Origin of the sequence: Methylobacterium sp. Leaf118 (assembly GCF_920984675.1) — a bacterium.
Classification (GTDB): domain Bacteria; phylum Pseudomonadota; class Alphaproteobacteria; order Rhizobiales; family Beijerinckiaceae; genus Methylobacterium.
The window spans coordinates 1-19,700 of record NZ_CAKLBV010000006.1; the positions used below are offsets into that span (position 1 = coordinate 1).

Consider the following 19,700-nt stretch of genomic DNA (forward strand, 5'->3'; position numbering starts at 1 on the left):
CGCCCTCCGCCATCGCCCGCGCGCGCTCCGCCGCCGGCCGCGGCCCGCCGCGACGCCACCGGCGACAATTTCTTAACGCATTCGCGTCCGCGTGCTACACGCCCGCCGTCACCGCTCGCGGTCGCCCTCCCGATTTCCCGGATCTTTTTCAAGAAGCATCGATGTCGTCACCCGTCGTCACGCGCTTCGCGCCCTCGCCCACGGGCTACCTCCATATCGGCGGCGCGCGCACGGCCCTGTTCAATTGGCTTTATGCCCGACGCTTCGGCGGCCGGATGCTGCTGCGCATCGAGGACACCGACCGGGAACGCTCGACCCAGGGCGCCATCGACGCGATCCTGGACGGGATGCGCTGGCTCGGCCTCGATTGGGACGGGGAGGTCATCTACCAGTTCGCCCGCGCGGAGCGGCACCGCGCCGTCGCCGAGAGCCTGCTGGCCGCAGGCCACGCCTATCACTGCTTCGCCACCGCCGAGGAACTGACGCAGATGCGCGAGACGGCCCGCGCCGAGGGCCGGGCGCCGCGCTACGACGGGCGCTGGCGCGATCGCGACCCGGCCGAGGCGCCCGCGGGCGTGAGACCCGTCATCCGGCTGCGCGCCCCCACCGAGGGCGAGACCGTGGTCGAGGATGCGGTCCAGGGGCGTGTCACCTGGGCCAATCGCGATCTCGACGACCTCGTGCTGCTGCGCTCGGACGGGACGCCGACCTACATGCTCGCGGTCGTCGTGGACGACCACGACATGGGCGTCACCCAGGTCATCCGCGGCGACGACCACCTGACCAACGCCGCCCGCCAGAGCCAGATCTACCGCGCGCTGGGCTGGGACGTGCCGGCGATGGCCCATATCCCGCTCATCCACGGTGCGGACGGGGCCAAGCTCTCGAAGCGCCACGGGGCGCTCGGCGTCGAGGAATACCGCGACCGCGGCTACCTGCCGAGTGCACTGCGCAATTACCTGGTCCGGCTGGGCTGGAGCCACGGCGACCAGGAAGTCTTCTCGACGGACGAGATGATCGCCGCCTTCGACCTGAAGGCGATCGGCCGCTCGGCGGCGCGGTTCGACTTCAACAAGCTCGAGAGCCTGAACGGCCTCTACATCCGCGGCAGCGACGACGCCGCCCTGGCCGACGCCATCGCGACGATCCTCCCGGCCCGCGGCCCGGAGCGCGGCCTGCCGACGAGCCTGACCCCGGAGCTTCGCGCCACGCTGATCGCGGCGATGCCGGGGCTGAAGGAGCGCGCCAAGACCCTCGTCGAACTCCTCGACAGCGCCTACTACCTCTACGCGCCCCGCCCGCTCGCCCTCGACGCCAAGGCGGAGGCGCTGCTCGCCGGGGATGCTCCGGAGCGCCTGCGCGCCCTCCTGCCGGCCCTGGAGGCCCTTCCGGACTGGTCGGCGCCCGCCACCGAGGCGGCGGTGCGGCGTTTCGCGGAAGAGCAGGGCGTCAAGCTCGGGCAGATCGCCCAGCCCCTGCGTGCCGCGCTCACCGGCCGGGCCACCTCGCCACCGGTCTTCGACGTGCTGGCGGTGCTCGGCCGCGACGAGGCGCTGGCCCGGCTGCGGGACCAGCTGCCGGCGTGACGGCATCGCGCCGGAGCCCCCTCTCTGCCCGAATCTTGCGGCGGCGCGACGCACCGGACTGACAACTCGGCCCTTTTCTCGCATCTGCGAAGGACGAGGGACAGCGGCCCGTTGCTGGTCGCCGACCGATCCGCTAACCCGGTATTCCAGTGAGCAGGCGCAGCGCCCCGCTGCGGTGCCACAACGGGGTGGAGGGTCGGTTCGGCCACCGCTCCGGTGCTGTCCCCGTCGCGAGAAAGGTCCGCGTTCCCATGAGCGCTTCCGCCAGCACCATCATCGTGGGCGACAAACACGTCGAGCTCCCCGTCAAGTCCGGCACCATCGGTCCCGACGTGGTCGATATCGGTAAACTCTACGCCCAGACCGGCAAGTTCACCTTCGATCCGGGCTTCACCTCGACCGCCTCCTGCGAATCGAAGATCACCTATATCGACGGCGACGAGGGCGTGCTGCTCTACCGCGGCTACCCGATCGAACAGCTCGCCGAGCAGGGCGACTTTCTCGAGACCGCCTACCTGATGCTGTTCGGCGAGTTGCCGACCGCCGCCCAGAAGGCCGATTTCGACTACCGGGTCACGCGCCACACCATGGTGCACGACCAGATGAACCGCTTCTTCCAGGGGTTCCGCCGCGACGCCCATCCGATGGCGGTGATGGTGGCCTGCGTCGGCGCGCTCTCGGCCTTCTACCACGACTCGACCGACATCTCGGACGAGCAGCAGCGGATGATCGCTTCGCTGCGCATGATCGCCAAGATGCCGACCCTGGCGGCGATGGCCTATAAGTATACGATCGGCCAGCCGTTCGTCTATCCGAAGAACGATCTCGACTACACCTCGAACTTCCTGCGGATGTGTTTCGCGGTGCCGTGCGAAGAATACGTCATCAACCCGATCTATGCCCGCGCGCTGGACAAGATTTTCATTCTTCACGCCGATCACGAGCAGAACGCCTCGACCTCGACGGTGCGTCTGGCCGGCTCCTCCGGCGCCAACCCCTTCGCCTGCATCGCCGCCGGCATCGCCTGCCTGTGGGGTCCGGCCCATGGCGGCGCCAACGAGGCGGCGCTCAAGATGCTCATGGAGATCGGGCATCCCGAGAATGTGCAGAAATACGTCGCCAAGGCGAAGGACAAGAACGACCCCTTCCGCCTGATGGGCTTCGGCCATCGGGTCTACAAGAACTACGACCCGCGCGCGCGCATCATGCAGAAGACCACCCACGAGGTCCTGAACGAGCTCGGGATCAAGGATGATCTGCTGGAGGTCGCGGTCCAGCTCGAGCAGATCGCCCTCAAGGACGAGTACTTCATCGAGAAGAAGCTCTACCCGAACATCGACTTCTACTCGGGCATCACCCTCAAGGCGCTCGGCTTCCCGACCTCGATGTTCACGGTGCTGTTCGCGCTGGCCCGTACCGTTGGTTGGATCGCCCAGTGGGCCGAGATGATCGAGGATCCGTCGCAGAAGATCGGCCGCCCGCGTCAGCTCTATGTCGGCGCCGACCGCCGCGATTACGTGGCGATCGGCCAGCGGAGCTGAACGGAACGCGGCACACGAAGGAACCGGGCGCAATCCCGGTTCCTCCTGGGCTCCGCCCTGGACCCGCGCAAGGTCTGAAGCCGGGGCCGGCGCTCAGAGCCCGCGTTCGCGCCGCAGGCGCACCACCGCCCGGTCGAGGGCGCCGAGAAAGGCCGAGCGGTCGCTGCGGGAGAACGGCTTCGGCCCGCCGGTGATCGCCCCGGCCTCGCGCAGCTCCTGCATCAGGTTGCGGGTGGCGAGCGCCATGCCGACGGAGGCGTCGGTGAACGCCTTGCCGGTGGGGCTCAGGGCCGTCGCGCCGGCCTTCACGCAGCGGCTCGCGAGCGGCACGTCCGCCGTGATGACGACGGCGCCGGGGCCGACCCGTTCGGCGATCCAGTCGTCGGCGGCGTCGAACCCGTCCCCGACGATCACCCGCTCGATCCAGGGCTCCCGCGGCAGGTTCAGGACGCTGTTCGAGACGACGAAGACGTGGAGCCCGTAGCGGCCGGCCACGCGAAACACCTCGTCCTTGACCGGACAGGCATCGGCATCGACGTAGATCCGGATCGGCTCCGGCGCGGCCGCGCTCATGCCGACCGCCGCGCCGCGAGCACGATCCGGGCGGCGGCCCGGCTCGGCTCCTCGTCCCCGGGCAGCCGCATGAGGCTATCGATGCGGCCGAGCGCGTCGAGCTGCGCGCGGCGGGCCGGGCCGCCGGCCATCAGCGGCGCCAGCGTGTCGGCCAGGCGCTCGGGCGTACACTCGGCCTGTACGAATTCCGGCATGGCGTTCTCGGCGAGGATCAGGTTCGGCAGCACGATCGTCGGCACCTGGATCAGGCGGCGGGCGATGACCTCCTCGACCCGCGAGACCTTGTAGGCCACCACCATCGGCACGCCGGACAGGGCGAGTTCGAGGGTCACGGTGCCCGAGGCCGCGAGCGCCGCGCGCGCTCTCCGGAAGGTCGCGTATTTGGCGGCCTCGCCATGGACGATGCGGGGGTGCCGCTCCCAGGCAACCGCGAGCCGCTCGATCAGGGCCTTGTGGCGGTTGACCGCCGGCAGCTCGATCTCGAACGGGCCGACGCGCTTGGCGAGTTCGGCGATCGTGCGCCCGAAGACCGGCATCAGCCGCTCGATCTCCGAGCGGCGCGATCCCGGCAGCACCGCGAGGACGGGCGGGCGCCCCTCGCGGACGGCTTGTTCTGCGGGCGAGGGGCGAAGCTCGGCCAGCCGCTCGATCAGGGGGTGGCCGACATAGGAGCAGGGCGGGCCGCCGAGCCGGCGATGCGCCTCCGGCTCGAACGGCAGCAGGGCGAGCACGTGGTCGATGAAGGGCACCATGCCCTTGGCCCGCCACGGCCGCCAGGCCCAGACGCTCGGCGAGACGTAGTCCACGATCGGCAGATCGGGCAGCCGCCGGCGCACCCGGGTCGCGACCGCATGGGTGAAGCCCGGACTGTCGATGATGACGAGGACGTCGGGCTGGGCCGCCACCACCGCGTCCACGGTCTCGCGGATGCGGCGCAACAGCGTGCGGGCCCGCGCCAGCACCGGCAGGTAGCCCATCACCGCCACGTCATCGATGGGAAAGAGCGAGGCGAAGCCCTCCGCCGCCATGGCCTCGCCGCCGACGCCGCCGAGCCTCGGCGGCTCGGGCGAGAGGGCGCGCAGGGCGCGAATCAGCTTGGCGCCGAGCTGGTCGCCGGAATCCTCGCCCGCCACGAGCCAGAGGGTCGTGTGACCGGTCACGGGGTCACCTCCAAGCCGATCAGGAAGAGCCCGGCCGCATCCGCCGCCGCCACCGTCCGTTCCACATCGATCACCAGCGTGTGGCTGGCTCCGATGGCGAGGCCGGCGCAGCCCGCGGCGGCGGCCCGGTCGATGGTGCGCGGGCCGATCGCCGGCAGGTCGATGCGCAGGTCCTGGCCGAGCTTGGGCAGTTTGACGAGGACCGCGCCGAGGCCCGCCGTGCCGTAGCCGAAGGGTTTGCGCAGGAGCGTCCGGGCCCGGGCGAGCATCCGGTCGGTGCCCTCGGGGCCCTCCACGGCGATCACACGCTCGGCCGTGACCACCGCCGCCTGGCCGACATCGAACGGGCTGAGGGCGGCCAGCATAGCGCGGCCGGTGGCGATCGACCGCTCCGCCTCTTGGTCCGGGGCGTGCCGACCGAGGCGGCCGGCCTGGCCGAGCAAATCGGGGGCGACCTCGTGCACGCCGAGCACCCGGTGGCCGTTCTCCTCCAGCAGCGCCAGGACGGCGCGCAGGAGGCGGTCGTCGCCGCCCGCCAGCGCGCGCAGGATGTCGCGGTTGCGCACGGCGTGCGCGGCGTTGAGGAGCGCCGCCGGGCTCGGACGGGCGACGCTGCCGGCCGGCACCACCGCCTCGGGCGCCCAGGCCTTCAGGATGCGCAGGGTGCCCGGGATGTCGAGGAGATCGACCACCGCGTCGGCGCGCCGCCGCATCGCCCGCTCGGTGAAGCCGCGCACGGCCAGCACCCGGAAGGGCCGTCCGGCCCGGTCGAGCGAGGCCGCGACGAGTTCCGGCAGGCGGCCCGCCCCTGCCACCAGGGCCAGGGGCCCGGCGGTCGCGTCCACCGCTCAGAGCGCCGCGGCGACGGGGCGCGGCGTGCAGATCGAGCGCTTGCCGCCCTCGCGGATAAAGGCCAGCACCTCGTGGATGGCCGGATGGGTGTCGAACTCGGTGGCCACGTCCTCGACGCGCTCCATCAGGGTGCCCTCCTGCGCGAAGAGCAGGCGGTAGGCACGGCGCAGGGCGTGGATGTCCTCGCGGGAGAAGCCGCGGCGCTGCAGGCCGATGATGTTGAGCCCCGAGAGATAGGCGCGGTTGCCGAGCACCATCCCATAGGGAATGCAGTCGTTCTCGAGGCCGGACAGGCCGCCGACGAAGGCGTGGTCGCCCACCCGGGCGAACTGGATCACCGCCGCGCCGCCGCCCAGGATCGCGTAATTGCCGACCGTGCAGTGACCGGCGAGCATGACGTTGTTGGAGAAGACGACGTGGTCGCCGACCCGGCAATCATGGCCGACATGACTGTTGGCCAGGAAGGCGCAGTGGTTGCCGACCGTGGTGGTCAGCCCGCCGCCGGCCGTCCCGGGATTCATGGTGACGCCCTCGCGGATCAGGCAATCCGAGCCCACGGTGAGCGTCGAGGGCTCGCCGCGATACTTCAGATCCTGCGGCGGATGGCCGATCGAGGCGAAGGGATAGATCTTCGTGCGCGCCCCGATCGTCGTGGCGCCCGCGATGACCACGTGGCTGATGAGCTCGCAGCCGTCGCCCAGGCTCACCTCGGGGCCGACATGGCAGAAGGGGCCGATCCGCACGCCCTCGCCGAGGCGGGCGCCGGGTTCGACGATGCTGCTCGGATGAATGCCGTCCTGCACCGGGCTCACTCCTCGGTCACCAGCATGGCACCGATCTCGGCCTCGGCGACCAGCACGCCGTCGACGCGGGCCTCGCCGCGGAACCACCACATGGTCTTGCGCTGCTTCATCTTGGTCATGTGCAGCCGCACCTGATCGCCGGGGACCACCGGCTTGCGGAACTTGCACTTGTCGATCGTCATGAAGAAGACCTGCTTGGTCTTCAGCTCCGCCGCCTTTTCGCCGATGACGTGGCGGCAGCAGATCGCGCCGGCGGTCTGGGCCATGGCCTCGATCAGGAGCACGCCCGGAAACACCGGCATCCCGGGAAAGTGCCCGGTGAATTGCGGCTCGTTGGCGGTGACGTTCTTGATGCCGATGCAACTCTCGTCGCCGTCGATCTCGATGATCTTGTCGATCATCAGGAACGGATAGCGGTGCGGCAGCAACTCCAGAACTTTCTGGATATCGGCCGATCCCAGCTCCCGCGGCGTCTCGCTCATCGGTCCCAACGCTCCCCGCTCAACGCCTCTGCGGCGGCCGTTGCCGCCCCGACCCGGTGACCCTGTCCGGTGAAGGCCGCCTCTTCGGCAGAAAATCGGGCGGATGCAAGACTTTTACGCCAGCCGCCGTACGGGCCGGGCCCAAGCCGGCTCCGATCAGACGATGCGCCGGTCGAGCCGGAGGATGCGGCAGGGCTCTCCCGCCCGCGCCGCGGGGGCGTGGGGCGGGCGGATCAACAGGGCCTCGCTGGTCCCGAGGACGGCCAGCATCGAGGAATCCTGGCGGTTCTCGGGGTGGGCCACGGGCAGCCGGTCCGGCGCCGTCTCGAGATGGGCGCGCAGGTAATCCTGGCGCCCGTCGTTCTCGGGCAGATCGCGCCCGAGCAGGGCCGGCTCGCTGCGGTCGGCCCCCGCGCCGGGATCGCCGAGCAGAGCCCGGATCGCCGGCACCACGAACAGCAGGCCGCAGACGATCGAGGAAACCGGATTGCCGGGCAGGCCGATCACCGTCATGCCCCCGAGCCGCCCGTGCATCAGCGGCTTGCCGGGGCGCAGCGCCACCCGCCAGAAGCCGAGTTCGAGCCCCTCGTCGCGCAGGGCGGCCTGGACGAGGTCGTGGTCGCCGACGGAGGCGCCCCCCAGCGTGACGAGGAGGTCGGTCTCCGCCGCGCGGGCGCGCCCGACCGCCTCCCGCAGCGCGCCCCTATCGTCGGCGGCGATGCCGAAGTCGATCGCCTCGGCTCCCGCTTCCGTCGCGAGCGCCGCGAGAGCGAGGCCGTTCGAGGCCACGATCTGGTCCCAGGCGGGCGTCGCGCCCGGGCGCACCAATTCGTCGCCGGTGGCGATCACCGCGACGCGGGGCCTGCGCCGCACCGGCAGCTCCGCGTGGCCGGCCGCCGCCGCGAGGGCGAGGCGGCGGGCCTCGAGGGTGTCCCCGGCCCGCAGCAGGACCTGCCCTTGCGAGAAATCGAGTCCGGCCCGGCGCAGGAAGCGTCCGGCGGCGACGGGTTCGCGGGCGATCACCGTGTCGCCGTCGGCCTCGGCGTTCTCCTGGATCAGGATCGCGTCGGCGCCCTCCGGCACGGGGGCGCCGGTAAAGATGCGCACCGCCTCGCCGGGCGCGATCGTCCCGGCATGGCCGTGACCGGCGGCACTGGTGCCGACCAGCCGCAGGCGCGCCGGGATCGCGGCGAGGTCGGCGGCGCGCACGGCGTAGCCGTCCATGGCGGAAGCCGGGAAGGGGGGCTGGGTGCGGGTCGCGCCGAGATCGGCGGCGAGGGTGCGGCCGGCCCCCTGCGCGACAGGCACGGTCTCCGCCGCGACGGGGCCGGGGATGGCGGCGAGGATCCGCGCGAGGGCTTCGGCGACGGGGAGGAGAGAGGTCATGGACGCGGCCTCACGCGGCCCGCCCGCGTCGTCCTCGGCCTGGGTGGGGGCGGGGCGACAGGCCGCGGCCGGCTCACGCCCCGTCCTCCGCCCGCCATTCCCCCGATTTGCCGCCCTCCTTGGAGAGCAGGCGGATGCCCTCGATCCGCATGCCGCGATCGGCGGCCTTCACCATGTCGTAGACGGTGAGGCAGGCGACCGAGACGGCGGTGAGCGCCTCCATCTCGACGCCGGTCTGGCCCTGCACCCGCACCTCCGCCGTGAGCCGCAGGCCCGGCAGGGCGTCGTCGGGCTCGCAGGCGATCCGGACCTTCGTCAGGAGCAGCGGGTGGCAGAGCGGGATCAGCTCGTGGGTGCGCTTGGCCGCCATGATGCCGGCGAGCCGGGCAGTGCCGATGACGTCGCCCTTCTTGGCGTCGCCCTCGCGGATCAGCGCCAGCGTCTCGGGCCGCATCACGACGACGCCCTCGGCCCGCGCCGTGCGGGTGGTCGCCGCCTTGTCCGAGACATCGACCATGTTGGCCGCGCCCGTGGCATCGAGATGGGTGAGGCGGCCCTCGCTCACGGCGCCGCGTCCCCGAACAGCAGCGCCCGCGTCGCGGCGGTCACGTCGGCCTGCCGCATCAAACTCTCGCCGACGAGGATCGTGTTCAGGCCGTGGGCGCGCAGCCGCGCCACGTCGGCATGGCCGCCGATGCCGCTCTCGGCCACCGCGATGCGATCCTCGGGGATGCCGGGCTTGAGGCGGATCGCCGTCTCGAACGAGACGTCGAAGGTCTTGAGGTTGCGGTTGTTGATGCCGACCAGGGCGGTGCCGAGGGGCAGGGCCCGCGCCAGCTCCGCGGCATCGTGGACCTCCACCAGCACGTCCATGCCGAGATCATGCGCCGTCTCCGTGAGGGCGGCGGCCTCCGCGTCGTCGAGGCAGGCCATGATCACGAGCACGCAATCCGCGCCCCAGGCCCGCGCCTCGAACACCTGATAGGGCTCGAACAGGAAATCCTTTCGCAGGACCGGCAGCGCACAGGCGGCGCGCGCCTCGACCAGGTATTCCGGCGCCCCCTGGAAGGAGGGCGTGTCGGTCAGGACCGAGAGGCAGGTGGCGCCGCCCTCGGCATAGGCCCTGGCCAGTGTCGCGGGGTCGAAATCGGCGCGGATCAGGCCCTTGGAGGGCGAGGCCTTCTTGATCTCGGCGATCAGCGCCGGACGGCCCTCCGCCACATGGGCCCGGATCGCCTCGGCGAAGCCGCGGGGTGGGGCGGCGCGGGCAACGCGCTTCTCCAATGTGGCGAGCGGCACGCGCAGCTGCGCCTCGGCGACCTCGCGGCGCTTGTAGGCCTCGATCCGGGCGAGCACGTTGGCGCGGTCGGGCGTCGGGCTCGCGATCACGTCGGCCACGATGTCGTCCATCGGTTCATCCTCGGCGCCTGAGCGGCCTCTATCACGCATTGGAGACGGCGACGAGGCGCGCCAGCGTCGCCCGCGCCGCCCCTGATTCGATCGCGCTCTGCGCCCGGGCGACGCCCTCCGCGAGGGTGCCGACGGCCCCCGCCACGACGAGGCCCGCCGCCGCGTTCAGCACGGCGATGTCGCGATAGGCGGTGGGCGCGCCTTCCAGCACGGCGCGGAGCGCGGCGGCGTTGTGGTCGGGATCGCCCCCACGCAGATCCTCGAGGGTCGCCAGCTTCACGCCGACCTCGCGCGGATCGACGGTGAAGCGTCGCATCGCGCCGTCTTCGAGGGCGACGACGGCGGTGGGGCCGGTCGTGGTGATCTCGTCGAGCCCGTCGGCGCCGTGCACGGTCCAGACCCGGCGGCTGCCGAGTTGCCCCAGCACCCGGGTCAGCGGCTCGGCCCAGGTGGGACGCGACACGCCGAAGACCTGCGCGGTCACGCCCGCCGGGTTCGAGAGCGGCCCGAGCATGTTGAAGATCGTGCGGAACGGCAGCTCGGAGCGCACCGGCGCGACGTGGCGCATGGCGCCGTGATGGGTCTGTGCGAACATGAAGCACAGGCCGGCCTCCGCGAGGCAGCGCGCCAGGGCGTCGGGCGGCAGGCCGATCTTCACGCCCAAAGCCGCCAGCACGTCGGCGGCGCCCGAGCGGGAGGTCGCGGCGCGGTTGCCGTGCTTGGCCACCGGCACCCCGCAGGCGGCGGTGACGATCGCGGCCAGCGTCGAGACGTTGTAGCTGCCCGAATGGTCCCCGCCGGTGCCGACGATGTCGATGGCGCCGTCCGGGCCTGCGACGGGCAGCATCCTGGCCCGCATCGCCGAGACCGCCCCCACGATCTCGTCCTCGCTCTCGCCGCGCACCGCAAGCGCCGTGAGGAAGGCGGCGGCCTGGACCGGCGTGACCGCGCCGGAGAGCAGATCGTCGAAGGCGGCGCGGGCCTGATCGCGGGTCAGCGCGGTGCCGGCGGCCACGGTGGCGAGGTGGGGTTTGAAGGAATCCATGGGTGTCGGGCTCTGCTCAACCCCTCGCCCCTCCGCCGGAGAGGGTGGCCCTCGCGTCAGCGAGGGTCGGGTGAGGGGAGCGCCGCCTTCGGATGGACCTGAGCCGGCCCCTCTCCCGCCTCGCATCCGCGAGGCACCCTCCCCCGCAGAGGGGGGAGGGAGGAGGGTCGTGTCGCGTCAATGCACGGCGAGGCCGTGCTTGTCACGCGTGGGCGGTGCGTTCCACCCGCCACGCGGCCGCGAGGTCGAGGAAGTTGCGCAGGATCTGCGTGCCGTGGTTCGACAGGATGCTCTCGGGATGGAACTGGACCCCGTGGACCGGCAGGTCGCGGTGCTGCAGCCCCATGATGAGCCCGTCCGCCTCCGCCGTGACGGCGAGGTGCTTGGGGCAGCTCGCCCGGTCGACCACCAGCGAGTGGTAGCGGGTGGCGGAGAATCCCTCGTTGATGCCGCGGAACACGCCGGTCGCCCCGTGGCGGATGGTCGAGACCTTGCCGTGCATGGGGGAGGGCGCCCGCACCACCGCGCCGCCATAGGCCTGGCCGATGGTCTGGAGCCCCAGGCACACGCCGAAGATCGGGATCTCGGCGCCGAGGTCCCGCACCACGTCGAGGCAGATGCCGGCCTCGTTGGGCGTGCACGGCCCCGGCGACAGCACCAGCGCGTCCGGTGCCCGTTCCCGGATGCCCGCCACGTCGATCCGGTCGTTGCGCACCACATCGATCCGGCCGCAGAGCGGGCCGATCAGGTGGACGAGATTCCACGTGAAGGAATCGTAATTGTCGATGACGAGGACGTTGGACATCGGGCACGGCCTTGCGGCGAAGTTCGTCGGCGTGTCCTCCCATTCCCCTCCGTCGAGGCCCGCGCGAGGGGGCGCCCTGAGACGGCGTGCGGGAACGGGAAGGGCCGGGCTCCGGGGTGACGAGGGCGGTCCGCGAAGTCAAGGCGAACGGGTGCCACGTCCCCCGTTCGCGACGCCTACTGCCCCCGCTTGGCCCGGCTCGCGAAGGACACCGCGTCCTCCGCGGCCCGGAACAGGGCCTTGGCCTTGTTCACGCATTCCTGCTGCTCGGAATGCGGGTCCGAATCGTAGACGATGCCGGCGCCGGCCTGCACGTGCATGCGGCCGTCCTTCACGATGGCGGTGCGCAGGACGATGCACGTGTCCATCTCGCCCCGCGCCCCGAAATAGCCGATGCAGCCGCCATAGGGGCCGCGCTTCTCGCGCTCCAATTCGTCGATGATCTCCATCGCCCGAACCTTCGGCGCGCCCGAGACCGTGCCGGCCGGGAAACCCGCGGCCAACGCCGAGAGCGCGTCGTGGGACGGATCGAGGTCGCCCTCGACGTTCGAAACGATGTGCATCACCTGGGAATAGTATTCGAGGAAGAACGAGCCGGTCACGGTGACGCTGCCGATCCTGGAGACCCGGCCGACATCGTTGCGGCCGAGGTCCAGGAGCATCAGGTGCTCGGAGCGCTCCTTGGGATCGGCGAGCAGTTCGTCGGCGAGCGCCTTGTCCTCGGCAGGCGTGGCGCCGCGCCGCCGCGTGCCGGCGATCGGGCGGATCGTGACCCGACCGTCGCGCACCCGCACCAGGATTTCGGGGGACGAGCAGACGACCTGAAAGTCGCAAAAATCGAGGTAGCACAGGAACGGGGCCGGATTGGTGCGCCGGAGGGAGCGGTAGAGCGCGAAGGCCGGCAGGGTGAAGGGCGCCTCGAAGCGCTGCGACAGCACCACCTGGAAGATATCGCCCGCGACGATGTATTCCTTGGCCTGCGCGACCATCCCGAGGAACGCCTCGTGCGTCGTGTTCGAGACCGGCGTCGGCGCGGGAAGACCCGTGGGGTCCGCCCGCGTCTCGATCGGCAGCGGGCCTTCCAGCGCCGCCGCGACCCGGTCGAGGCGTTCCTGCGCGGCCTCGAGGGCGGCCCCGGCGGCGACGCCCGGAGCGGGGCGCACGGGGGTGACGACGGTGAGCGCGTCGGCCACCGCGTCGAACACCACCATGGTCCGCGGGCGCACGAGGATCGCGTCCGGCACCCCGAGCGGGTCGGGGTTCGGCTCGGGCAACCGCTCCATGGCCCGGACCATGTCGTAGCCGAGATAGCCGAACAGGCCGGCGGCCATCGGCGGCAGGGCCTCGGTGCCGGCCTCGCCGATGGCGCTCTCGGCGATGAGGGCCCGCAGCGAGTCGAGGGGCGCGCGGTCGTCCGGCTGAAAATCCGAGAGGGCGGCGTCGCGGGCGATGGCCGGGCGGCCGTCGCGGCAGCGCCAGATCAGGTCCGGGTCGAGCCCGATCATCGAGTAGCGACCGCGCACGGCCCCGCCCTCGACGGATTCCAGCAGGAAGGCGGGACCGGCATGGCCCCGCCGCAGCTTCAGGAAGGCGGCGACCGGGGTTTCGAGGTCGGCCACCAGGGTCAGGCCGAGCAGGCTCGGCCGGCCCGCCTCGTAGGCGCGCAGGACGGCAAGGTGGGCGGGCTCGGTCATCGTGTGCCTCAGTACTCGCCGCCCAGCGCCCGCCGGAAGGCGGCCTGGTTGACGTTCACGCCCGCACTCTTCTGCACCTCGGCGATGAACTGGCCGAGCACGTCGTCGGCGAGCGCCGTGCGCAGGGAGTTCACCAGCTGCGTGTCGGTCGGCGTGCCGGGCACGAAGGCCGGCATGGTCGCGGCCGTCACCTTGAACACCGCCCGGCCCTCGCCCGCGGGCGCCGAGGCCGCCTTGCCGACGGGCGTCACGAAGATCCGCTCGATCACCTCGGAGGGGAGCTCGTCCCGGCTCTGGTTGCGTCCGAGATCGGTCACCGCCTTGGCGGTGACGCCGGCCTCCTGCGCCACGGCCTCGACCGCCTCGCCCTTGTCCAGGCGCTCGGCGAGCTCCCGCGACTTGGCGACGAGGCGCTTCTCGATCTCCGCCTTGGTCCAGCCCTTCACCGCCTCGTCGCGCACCTCGTCCAGCGGCTTCTCGCGGGAGGGCGTGACCTTGACCACGTCGTACCAGATCGAGCCGCCGTCCTTGGTGCGCAGGGCCTCGGTGTCGTTGCCGACATCGGCCCGGAAGGCGGCCGGAAGCGTGGTGTCCTTGTCCGGGATGCCCTCGACGGGATTGCCCGCCGGGTCGAGCCCGCGGGAATCCACGGAGGCGATCGCGACCAGCGGCAGGCCGCGCTCCTGGGCGATCTCCGCCAGCGGCTTGGCCGAGGCGCGGGCATCCTCGATCGCGTCCTGCACCTTGTCGAGCCCCTCGCGGGCGCGCCGCAGGGCCACTTCCTGGCGGACCTCGCCGGCGACTTCCTCGAACGGCTTGACCGAGCCGGGTTCGATGCCCGTCACCCGCAGCAGCACCGTGCCGAAGCGGCCCTTCACCGGGCGGCTCACGGTGCCCTGCTCCAGGGCGAAGGCCGCGTCGCCGACCGCCGGGTCGAACAGCTCGGACTTGGCGAGCGTGCCGAGTTCGAGCTGCTTCGGATCGAGGCCGCGGGCGGCCGCGACCGCCTCGAAGGGCTCCGCGCCGCTCTCGATCTTGGCCCGGGCCTCCTCGGCGGCGGCCTCGTCGGGGAAGCTGATCTGCTGGATGGTGCGGCGCTCGGGCTTGCCGAAGCGCCCCTTGTTGGCCTCGTAGGCCGTCCGGGCATCGCTCTCCGACACCGCGTCCGGCTTGGCGAGGGCGTCGGCCTCGAGCACCAGCAGGTTGAGGGTGCGGTATTCGGGGGCGCGGAAGGCGGCCTTGTTCGAATCGTAATAGCTCGTCAGCGCCTCGTCCGTCGGGGCCGCGATCTCGCCCGCCACGGTGGGCGCCAGCGTCAGCACCGTCGCGCCGCGCCGCTCGGTCGAGTAGCGGTGCACCGCCTCGCGCATCGCCTGCGGCACGGGGAGATCGGCCACGATCGCGTCGGCGAGTTGCAGGCGGGCGATGACCGAGCGCTGCTCGCGCACGAACAGGGCCTCGTTGAGGCCCGCGCGCTGGAGCGTCTGGTAGAAGAGTGTGCGGTCGAAGCTGCCGTTGGCGCCCTTGAAGCTCGGCTCGTCCTGGATGGCGCGCAGCACCGCGGCGTCCGAGACCGCGAGGCCGAGATCGGTCGTCTTCTGGTCCAGCGCCGCCTCCGTCACGAGCTGGGACAGGACCTGCCGCTCGAGGCCGATGGCGCGGGCCTGTTCCGGCGTCAGCGTCCGCTTGAGCTGGGCCTGATAGCGCTGGAGCTGGTTCTGGTAGGCGGTCCGCACTTCCTCCGCCGAGATCGGCGTCTTGCCGACGGTGGCGACCGTCGTGCTCGAGCCGCCACGGAAGAACTCCTCGACGCCGAAGATCGCCACGCCCGCGATGAGGAAAGCGAAGATCACCGACAGGACGATCTTGCCGAGCCAGTGTTTGCTGGCGCTGCGAATGGACTGGAGCATCGTTGGCCCGGACCTACAAAACCCTGATCGCCCCGGGCGCACTGCGCGGGACCGACCGTCCGGCACGCGATAGACGATCGGCGCCGCTCCCGCAAAGGGCCTGCGCGGCGCCGGACAGGCCGCGGGGCACGACACCCGGGACCGGACCCGAACGGTTTGCGCGCCCAAGCTTGCTCTGCTAGGTCCGCGCCTCAATTCTGATGGAACGCGAGCGCGGAGAGGCCGGGACGCCATGGCAAGCGAGGGACGACGTCCGCTGGTTGCCGGCAACTGGAAGATGAACGGGGTGCGCAGCTCGGTCCCGATCGTCGAGGCGATCCGCGACGGGTTGTCGCCGACGCTCGTCGACACGATCGACGTCCTGATCTGTCCGCCCGCGACGCTGATCTCCTCCTGCGTGGCCGCGGTCTACGGCTCGGCCATCGCCATCGGCGGCCAGAACCTGCATGCCCGCCCCAGCGGCGCCTTCACCGGGTCGATCTCGGCGGAGATGTTCGCCGATCTCGGCGCCACTTACGTCATCGTCGGCCATTCCGAGCGGCGCGCCTACCATTACGAGACCGACGACGGCGTGCACGCCAAGGCGCTCGGCGCCCGCCGTGCCGGCCTGCGCGGCATCATCTGCGTCGGCGAGACCATGGAGGAGCGCCAGCAGGGCCGGGCGCTCGACATCGTCCGGGCGCAGCTCGCGATCGGCATCCCCAAGGGCGCCACCGCCGCCGACACCGTGATCGCCTACGAGCCGGTCTGGGCGATCGGCTCCGGCCGCACCCCGACCCCGCAGGAGATCGCCGAGGTCCACGCCTCGCTCCGCGAGATGCTCGACAAGATGGTCGGCCACGAGGCGCAGCAGATGCGCATCCTCTACGGCGGTTCGGTGAAGCCCTCGAACGCCCGCGAGCTGATGGCGGTTGAGAACGTCGACGGCGCGCTGGTCGGCGGCGCGAGCCTCGTCGCCGAGGACTTTTTGGGGATCTGCCGCGCCTACGAGGGATGACGGCCGCGATCGCGCCGGGCGCGATCGGCGCGGTCCTGCTGTTCCTCGCCGCCGCCGCCGCATCGGATCGGCAGGAGAGGGCGTCCGACGACCTCTGCGGCCTGACCGTCGCGGTCCCCGCCGGGTTCGAAGCGCGGCGCGACGGGGACCGCACCGTTCTGCGCCCGATCGGAGGGGAGGGCCTGCGAAACGTCTCCGAGATCGGGCTGACATTCGCCCGCAGCGCGCCCTCCGCTTCCCTCGAAACAGTGAGGCCCCTGGGCCCGACCGTCGCCCGCTATCGCTTGAGCCCGGAATCCGGTGGGTCGGGTGGGCCAGAGAGTCTCCTGGTCGCCGAGCGGTCGGTGGCCGGCGGCGTCATCCGGCTCGAGGCCTCGATTCAGGGGGACGAGGGCGGGCCGCCCGATTTCGGGCCGGCGTGGCACGCCCTCGCGACGGTGCGCTGCACCGTTCCCGCCGTCCCGTGAGCGTCATGCTGCTCAATCCGGCAACCCGAGCGCTACGGGAGCGTCGAGCACGGTCCCGAAGTGGTGGCGCCGGAGGCGCCTCGAAGGCGCTCGAACGGCCCAGGGACGAGACGACACGGAGTCGTGCCCGCAGGCTCGGCTGCACGTCACCGACGTGCCGCGCTGCCACGGACGCTCCTTAGTCGGCGCGCACCGGCGTCTTCGACACAGCGTCCTTCGTCCGCTCGATCATCGACAGGACGGCGACGTAGAAGGCCTGCTGCAGCGGGCTCATCCTGTCCGGCCGGATCTTGTCCGACAAAGCCGCCTGCAATCCGTCCATCGCCGCCGCCCGTCCGGCCGGGTCGGGCCGTTCGAGGGCGACCCGCAGGAGGTCGGTCTGGACCGCGGCCATCTCGTCCCGGTCGGCGCGGTCGATGAAGGCCGCGAGGCGCGCGGCGTCGGTCTCGAAAGTGCTCATGGGCTTTCCTCGCACGGACCCGAGCCCCCTGGCGAGTCGGCACAAGCGGGAAATCGTGCGGGTCGTCCCGCCCGCCGCTCGTCGGGAACGGTTGGCGCGGCTGGTCAAACGGTGTAGGAGCCCCCACTTCGTGCGGCGGCAACGCGGGCGCGCGTTTTTCGCGCGACCGTGCGCCTCACCGCACAGCGAGGCTCCGCCTCAGGCGGACACCGGAATCACCATGCAAACCTTCCTGATCGTCGTCCACCTCCTCATCGTCCTGGCGCTCATCGCCGTGGTGCTGCTGCAGCGCTCGGAAGGCGGTCTGGGCCTGGGCGGCGGCGGCAGCGGCGGCGTTTCCGGCTTCATGACCGGCCGGGGCCAGGCGAACGCGCTCACCCGCGCCACCGCGATCCTGGCCGCCCTGTTCTTCACCACCAGCATGGCGCTGGCGGTGATGGCCCATCGCACGGCGGCCCCGCGCTCGATCCTCGACGGCACCGCGCAGCAGGGGCAGGCGCCCCAGCCCGACAAGCCGGTCACCGCCGACAACCTGCTCGACACCCTCCGCGGCGGCGCTGCCCCGGGCGCGCCGGCGACGGTGCCGCAGGGCGGCTCGCCCGCCGCGCCGGCTCCGACCGCGCCCGCCGAGACCACCCCGCCCGCCGCGGCGCCTTCGACCCCCGAAGCGGCGCCTTCGACTCCGGAAGCGCCGCAATCGCGCTGAACCGCCGCCAAAGACGGCGGAGCCCCTGGCGGCGCCCGCCGACAGGGCAAGCATTTCTAAAGACACGTCCGCGACGGCGCGGGGCCCGCAGGCCCGTGCCGCGTCCCGCACGGCCGGCGGGGCGCGGTAACCGTTGTGGTTTGGCGAATCGCTCGAGCCCCTTTATGGACCAAAGCCCATGACGCGGTACGTCTTCATCACCGGCGGCGTGGTATCCTCCCTGGGCAAGGGTCTCGCCTCCGCGGCCCTCGCGGCGCTGCTCCAGGCCCGCGGCTATCGCGTCCGCCTGCGCAAGCTCGACCCCTATCTCAACGTCGATCCGGGCACGATGAGCCCGACCCAGCACGGCGAGGTCTTCGTCACCGACGACGGCGCCGAGACCGACCTCGACCTCGGCCATTACGAGCGCTTCACCGGCCTGCCGGCCTCCCGGGCCGACAACGTGACCACGGGGCGCATCTATCTCGACATCATCACCAAGGAGCGGCGCGGCGACTATCTCGGCGCCACGATCCAGGTGATCCCCCACGTCACCAACGCCATCAAGGCCTTCGTCCTCGACGGCAACGACGATTACGACTTCGTCCTCGTCGAGATCGGCGGCACGGTGGGCGACATCGAGGGCCTGCCCTTCTTCGAGGCGATCCGCCAGATCGGCCAGGAGCGCCCCCGCGGCAGCGTCTGCTACCTGCACCTCACGCTGCTGCCCTACATCCCCTCGGCCGGCGAACTGAAGACGAAGCCGACCCAGCACTCCGTCAAGGAGCTGCGCTCCATCGGCATCCAGCCCGACATCCTCCTCTGCCGCTGCGACCGGCCGATCCCGCAGGACGAGCGCCGCAAGCTCGGGCTGTTCTGCAACGTGCGCGAGAGCGCGGTGATCGAGGCGCGCGACGTCGACACGATCTACGCCGTGCCGCTCTCCTACCGCGAGGCCGGCCTCGACCGGGAGATCCTGGCCCATTTCGGCATGGAGCCGTCCCAGGAGCCGAAGCTCGACCGCTGGCAGCGGATCCTGGAGCGGGTGCGCAACCCCGAGGGCGAGGTCACCATCGCCATCGTCGGCAAGTATACGGGCCTCAAGGACGCCTACAAATCCCTCACCGAGGCGCTGACCCACGGCGGCATCGCCAACAACGTCCGCGTCAACCTCGCCTGGATCGAGGCGGAGGTGTTCGAGCGCGAGGACCCGGCGCCGTTCCTCGAAGGCCTGCACGGCATCCTCGTACCCGGCGGGTTCGGCCAGCGCGGCGCCGAGGGCAAGATCCAGGCGGCCCGCTACGCCCGCGAGCGGCGCATTCCGTATTTCGGCATCTGCTTCGGCATGCAGATGGCCGTGATCGAGGCGGCCCGCTCCCTCGCCGGCATCGCGAGCGCCAACTCCACCGAATTCGGCGAGACCGCCGAGCCGGTGGTCGGCCTGCTGACCGAATGGATGCGCGGCAACGAGCGGGAGCGGCGCGCGGCGGCAGGCAATCTCGGCGGCACCATGCGGCTCGGCGCCTATGGGGCGACGCTCCAGGCCGGCACCAAGATCGCGCAGATGTACGGCGACACCGAAATCTCCGAGCGCCACCGCCACCGCTACGAGGTCAACATGGCCTACCGGGAGTGCCTGGAGGCCAAGGGCCTGCGCTTCTCCGGCCTTTCCCCGGACGGCCTCCTGCCGGAGACCGTGGAGCACGAGGGCCATCCCTGGTTCATCGGCGTGCAGTTCCATCCCGAACTGAAGTCACGCCCCTTCGAGCCGCATCCGCTGTTCAAGGGCTTCGTCGCCGCCGCGGTCGAGCAGAGCCGCCTGGTCTAGCGCATCGTCCTGGATA

General features: G+C 71.6%; 19 protein-coding genes. 6 read left to right on the plus strand and 13 right to left on the minus strand.

Going from position 1 to position 19,700, the window contains the following annotated elements; translation table 11 throughout:
• The first annotated feature begins 161 nt into the window (after positions 1-161).
• On the plus strand, positions 162-1,586 hold the full coding sequence (gltX, locus tag LW587_RS04095; RefSeq protein WP_232628326.1) for a glutamate--tRNA ligase: 1,425 nt from the start codon (positions 162-164) through the stop codon (positions 1,584-1,586).
• A 251-nt stretch (positions 1,587-1,837) separates the two neighbouring features.
• Positions 1,838-3,127, plus strand: coding sequence for a citrate synthase (gene gltA / locus LW587_RS04100; protein ID WP_232628327.1), 1,290 nt, complete (start codon positions 1,838-1,840; stop codon positions 3,125-3,127).
• Positions 3,128-3,220: 93 nt separating this feature from the next.
• Here the strand turns inward: gltA and LW587_RS04105 are convergent, their stop codons facing one another.
• From LW587_RS04105 to LW587_RS04160, 12 genes are all read right to left on the minus strand, one after another.
• Positions 3,221-3,700, minus strand: a complete 480-nt coding sequence (locus LW587_RS04105) for a YaiI/YqxD family protein (protein ID WP_232628328.1) — start codon at positions 3,698-3,700, stop codon at positions 3,221-3,223.
• On the minus strand, positions 3,697-4,860 hold the full coding sequence (lpxB, locus tag LW587_RS04110) for a lipid-A-disaccharide synthase (protein WP_232628329.1): 1,164 nt from the start codon (positions 4,858-4,860) through the stop codon (positions 3,697-3,699). The genes LW587_RS04105 and lpxB overlap by 4 nt, the downstream gene beginning before the upstream one ends.
• Positions 4,857-5,705, minus strand: coding sequence for an LpxI family protein (locus LW587_RS04115; protein ID WP_232628330.1), 849 nt, complete (start codon positions 5,703-5,705; stop codon positions 4,857-4,859). Before LW587_RS04115 ends, lpxB begins: the two co-directional genes overlap by 4 nt.
• A gap of 3 nt (positions 5,706-5,708) precedes the next feature.
• The gene (gene lpxA, locus LW587_RS04120) at positions 5,709-6,515 is read right to left on the minus strand and encodes an acyl-ACP--UDP-N-acetylglucosamine O-acyltransferase (RefSeq protein ID WP_232628331.1); all 807 of its coding nucleotides are present in this window, start codon (positions 6,513-6,515) and stop codon (positions 5,709-5,711) included.
• Between the two features lie 5 nt (positions 6,516-6,520).
• Positions 6,521-6,997 carry a 3-hydroxyacyl-ACP dehydratase FabZ gene (gene fabZ / locus LW587_RS04125; RefSeq protein WP_232628332.1) on the minus strand — a complete coding sequence of 159 codons (477 nt, stop codon included), beginning with the start codon at positions 6,995-6,997 and terminating at the stop codon, positions 6,521-6,523.
• A 156-nt stretch (positions 6,998-7,153) separates the two neighbouring features.
• A complete protein-coding gene (locus LW587_RS04130) occupies positions 7,154-8,383 on the minus strand; it encodes a molybdopterin molybdotransferase MoeA (protein ID WP_232628333.1) in 1,230 nt (409 codons plus the stop codon).
• A gap of 73 nt (positions 8,384-8,456) precedes the next feature.
• Positions 8,457-8,948, minus strand: coding sequence for a cyclic pyranopterin monophosphate synthase MoaC (moaC, locus tag LW587_RS04135; protein ID WP_442919089.1), 492 nt, complete (start codon positions 8,946-8,948; stop codon positions 8,457-8,459).
• On the minus strand, positions 8,945-9,793 hold the full coding sequence (gene trpC, locus LW587_RS04140; RefSeq protein WP_232628334.1) for an indole-3-glycerol phosphate synthase TrpC: 849 nt from the start codon (positions 9,791-9,793) through the stop codon (positions 8,945-8,947). The genes moaC and trpC overlap by 4 nt, the downstream gene beginning before the upstream one ends.
• Positions 9,794-9,824: 31 nt before the next feature.
• On the minus strand, positions 9,825-10,838 hold the full coding sequence (trpD, locus tag LW587_RS04145) for an anthranilate phosphoribosyltransferase (protein WP_232628335.1): 1,014 nt from the start codon (positions 10,836-10,838) through the stop codon (positions 9,825-9,827).
• Between the two features lie 202 nt (positions 10,839-11,040).
• Complete coding sequence (locus LW587_RS04150; RefSeq protein ID WP_232628336.1) at positions 11,041-11,643, minus strand: anthranilate synthase component II; 603 nt, start codon at positions 11,641-11,643, stop codon at positions 11,041-11,043.
• 176 nt (positions 11,644-11,819) lie between these two features.
• Positions 11,820-13,337, minus strand: a complete 1,518-nt coding sequence (trpE, locus tag LW587_RS04155) for an anthranilate synthase component I (RefSeq protein ID WP_232628337.1) — start codon at positions 13,335-13,337, stop codon at positions 11,820-11,822.
• An 8-nt stretch (positions 13,338-13,345) separates the two neighbouring features.
• On the minus strand, positions 13,346-15,247 hold the full coding sequence (locus tag LW587_RS04160; protein WP_232628338.1) for a peptidylprolyl isomerase: 1,902 nt from the start codon (positions 15,245-15,247) through the stop codon (positions 13,346-13,348).
• Positions 15,248-15,479: 232 nt separating this feature from the next.
• Between LW587_RS04160 and tpiA the strand changes: the two genes are divergently transcribed.
• Both tpiA and LW587_RS04170 read left to right on the plus strand, forming a co-directional pair.
• Entirely contained in the window at positions 15,480-16,244 is a 765-nt protein-coding gene (gene tpiA / locus LW587_RS04165; RefSeq protein ID WP_232628339.1) for a triose-phosphate isomerase, read from the plus strand.
• The gene (locus LW587_RS04170) at positions 16,241-16,711 is read left to right on the plus strand and encodes a Tsi3 family protein (protein WP_232628340.1); all 471 of its coding nucleotides are present in this window, start codon (positions 16,241-16,243) and stop codon (positions 16,709-16,711) included. Before tpiA ends, LW587_RS04170 begins: the two co-directional genes overlap by 4 nt.
• Positions 16,712-16,889: 178 nt before the next feature.
• On the opposite strand, the gene LW587_RS04175 is transcribed toward LW587_RS04170, so the two are convergent.
• Positions 16,890-17,171 carry a hypothetical protein gene (locus LW587_RS04175; RefSeq protein ID WP_232628341.1) on the minus strand — a complete coding sequence of 94 codons (282 nt, stop codon included), beginning with the start codon at positions 17,169-17,171 and terminating at the stop codon, positions 16,890-16,892.
• Between the two features lie 220 nt (positions 17,172-17,391).
• Between LW587_RS04175 and secG the strand changes: the two genes are divergently transcribed.
• Both secG and LW587_RS04185 read left to right on the plus strand, forming a co-directional pair.
• The gene (gene secG, locus LW587_RS04180; protein ID WP_232628342.1) at positions 17,392-17,877 is read left to right on the plus strand and encodes a preprotein translocase subunit SecG; all 486 of its coding nucleotides are present in this window, start codon (positions 17,392-17,394) and stop codon (positions 17,875-17,877) included.
• A 178-nt stretch (positions 17,878-18,055) separates the two neighbouring features.
• Complete coding sequence (locus tag LW587_RS04185; RefSeq protein WP_232628343.1) at positions 18,056-19,684, plus strand: CTP synthase; 1,629 nt, start codon at positions 18,056-18,058, stop codon at positions 19,682-19,684.
• Positions 19,685-19,700: the final 16 nt, after the last annotated feature.

Bases quoted from the DNA above. Each gene is read 5' to 3' on its own strand.
- gltX (WP_232628326.1), top strand. From the start codon at position 162: ATGTCGTCACCCGTCGTCACGCGCTTCGCGCCCTCGCCCACGGGCTAC.
- gltA (WP_232628327.1), top strand. From the start codon at position 1,838: ATGAGCGCTTCCGCCAGCACCATCATCGTGGGCGACAAACACGTCGAG.
- LW587_RS04105 (WP_232628328.1), bottom strand. From the start codon at position 3,700: ATGAGCGCGGCCGCGCCGGAGCCGATCCGGATCTACGTCGATGCCGAT.
- fabZ (WP_232628332.1), bottom strand. From the start codon at position 6,997: ATGAGCGAGACGCCGCGGGAGCTGGGATCGGCCGATATCCAGAAAGTT.
- LW587_RS04130 (WP_232628333.1), bottom strand. From the start codon at position 8,383: ATGACCTCTCTCCTCCCCGTCGCCGAAGCCCTCGCGCGGATCCTCGCC.
- trpC (WP_232628334.1), bottom strand. From the start codon at position 9,793: ATGGACGACATCGTGGCCGACGTGATCGCGAGCCCGACGCCCGACCGC.
- trpD (WP_232628335.1), bottom strand. From the start codon at position 10,838: ATGGATTCCTTCAAACCCCACCTCGCCACCGTGGCCGCCGGCACCGCG.
- LW587_RS04150 (WP_232628336.1), bottom strand. From the start codon at position 11,643: ATGTCCAACGTCCTCGTCATCGACAATTACGATTCCTTCACGTGGAAT.
- trpE (WP_232628337.1), bottom strand. From the start codon at position 13,337: ATGACCGAGCCCGCCCACCTTGCCGTCCTGCGCGCCTACGAGGCGGGC.
- LW587_RS04160 (WP_232628338.1), bottom strand. From the start codon at position 15,247: ATGCTCCAGTCCATTCGCAGCGCCAGCAAACACTGGCTCGGCAAGATC.
- tpiA (WP_232628339.1), top strand. From the start codon at position 15,480: ATGGCAAGCGAGGGACGACGTCCGCTGGTTGCCGGCAACTGGAAGATG.
- LW587_RS04170 (WP_232628340.1), top strand. From the start codon at position 16,241: ATGACGGCCGCGATCGCGCCGGGCGCGATCGGCGCGGTCCTGCTGTTC.
- LW587_RS04175 (WP_232628341.1), bottom strand. From the start codon at position 17,171: ATGAGCACTTTCGAGACCGACGCCGCGCGCCTCGCGGCCTTCATCGAC.
- secG (WP_232628342.1), top strand. From the start codon at position 17,392: ATGCAAACCTTCCTGATCGTCGTCCACCTCCTCATCGTCCTGGCGCTC.
- LW587_RS04185 (WP_232628343.1), top strand. From the start codon at position 18,056: ATGACGCGGTACGTCTTCATCACCGGCGGCGTGGTATCCTCCCTGGGC.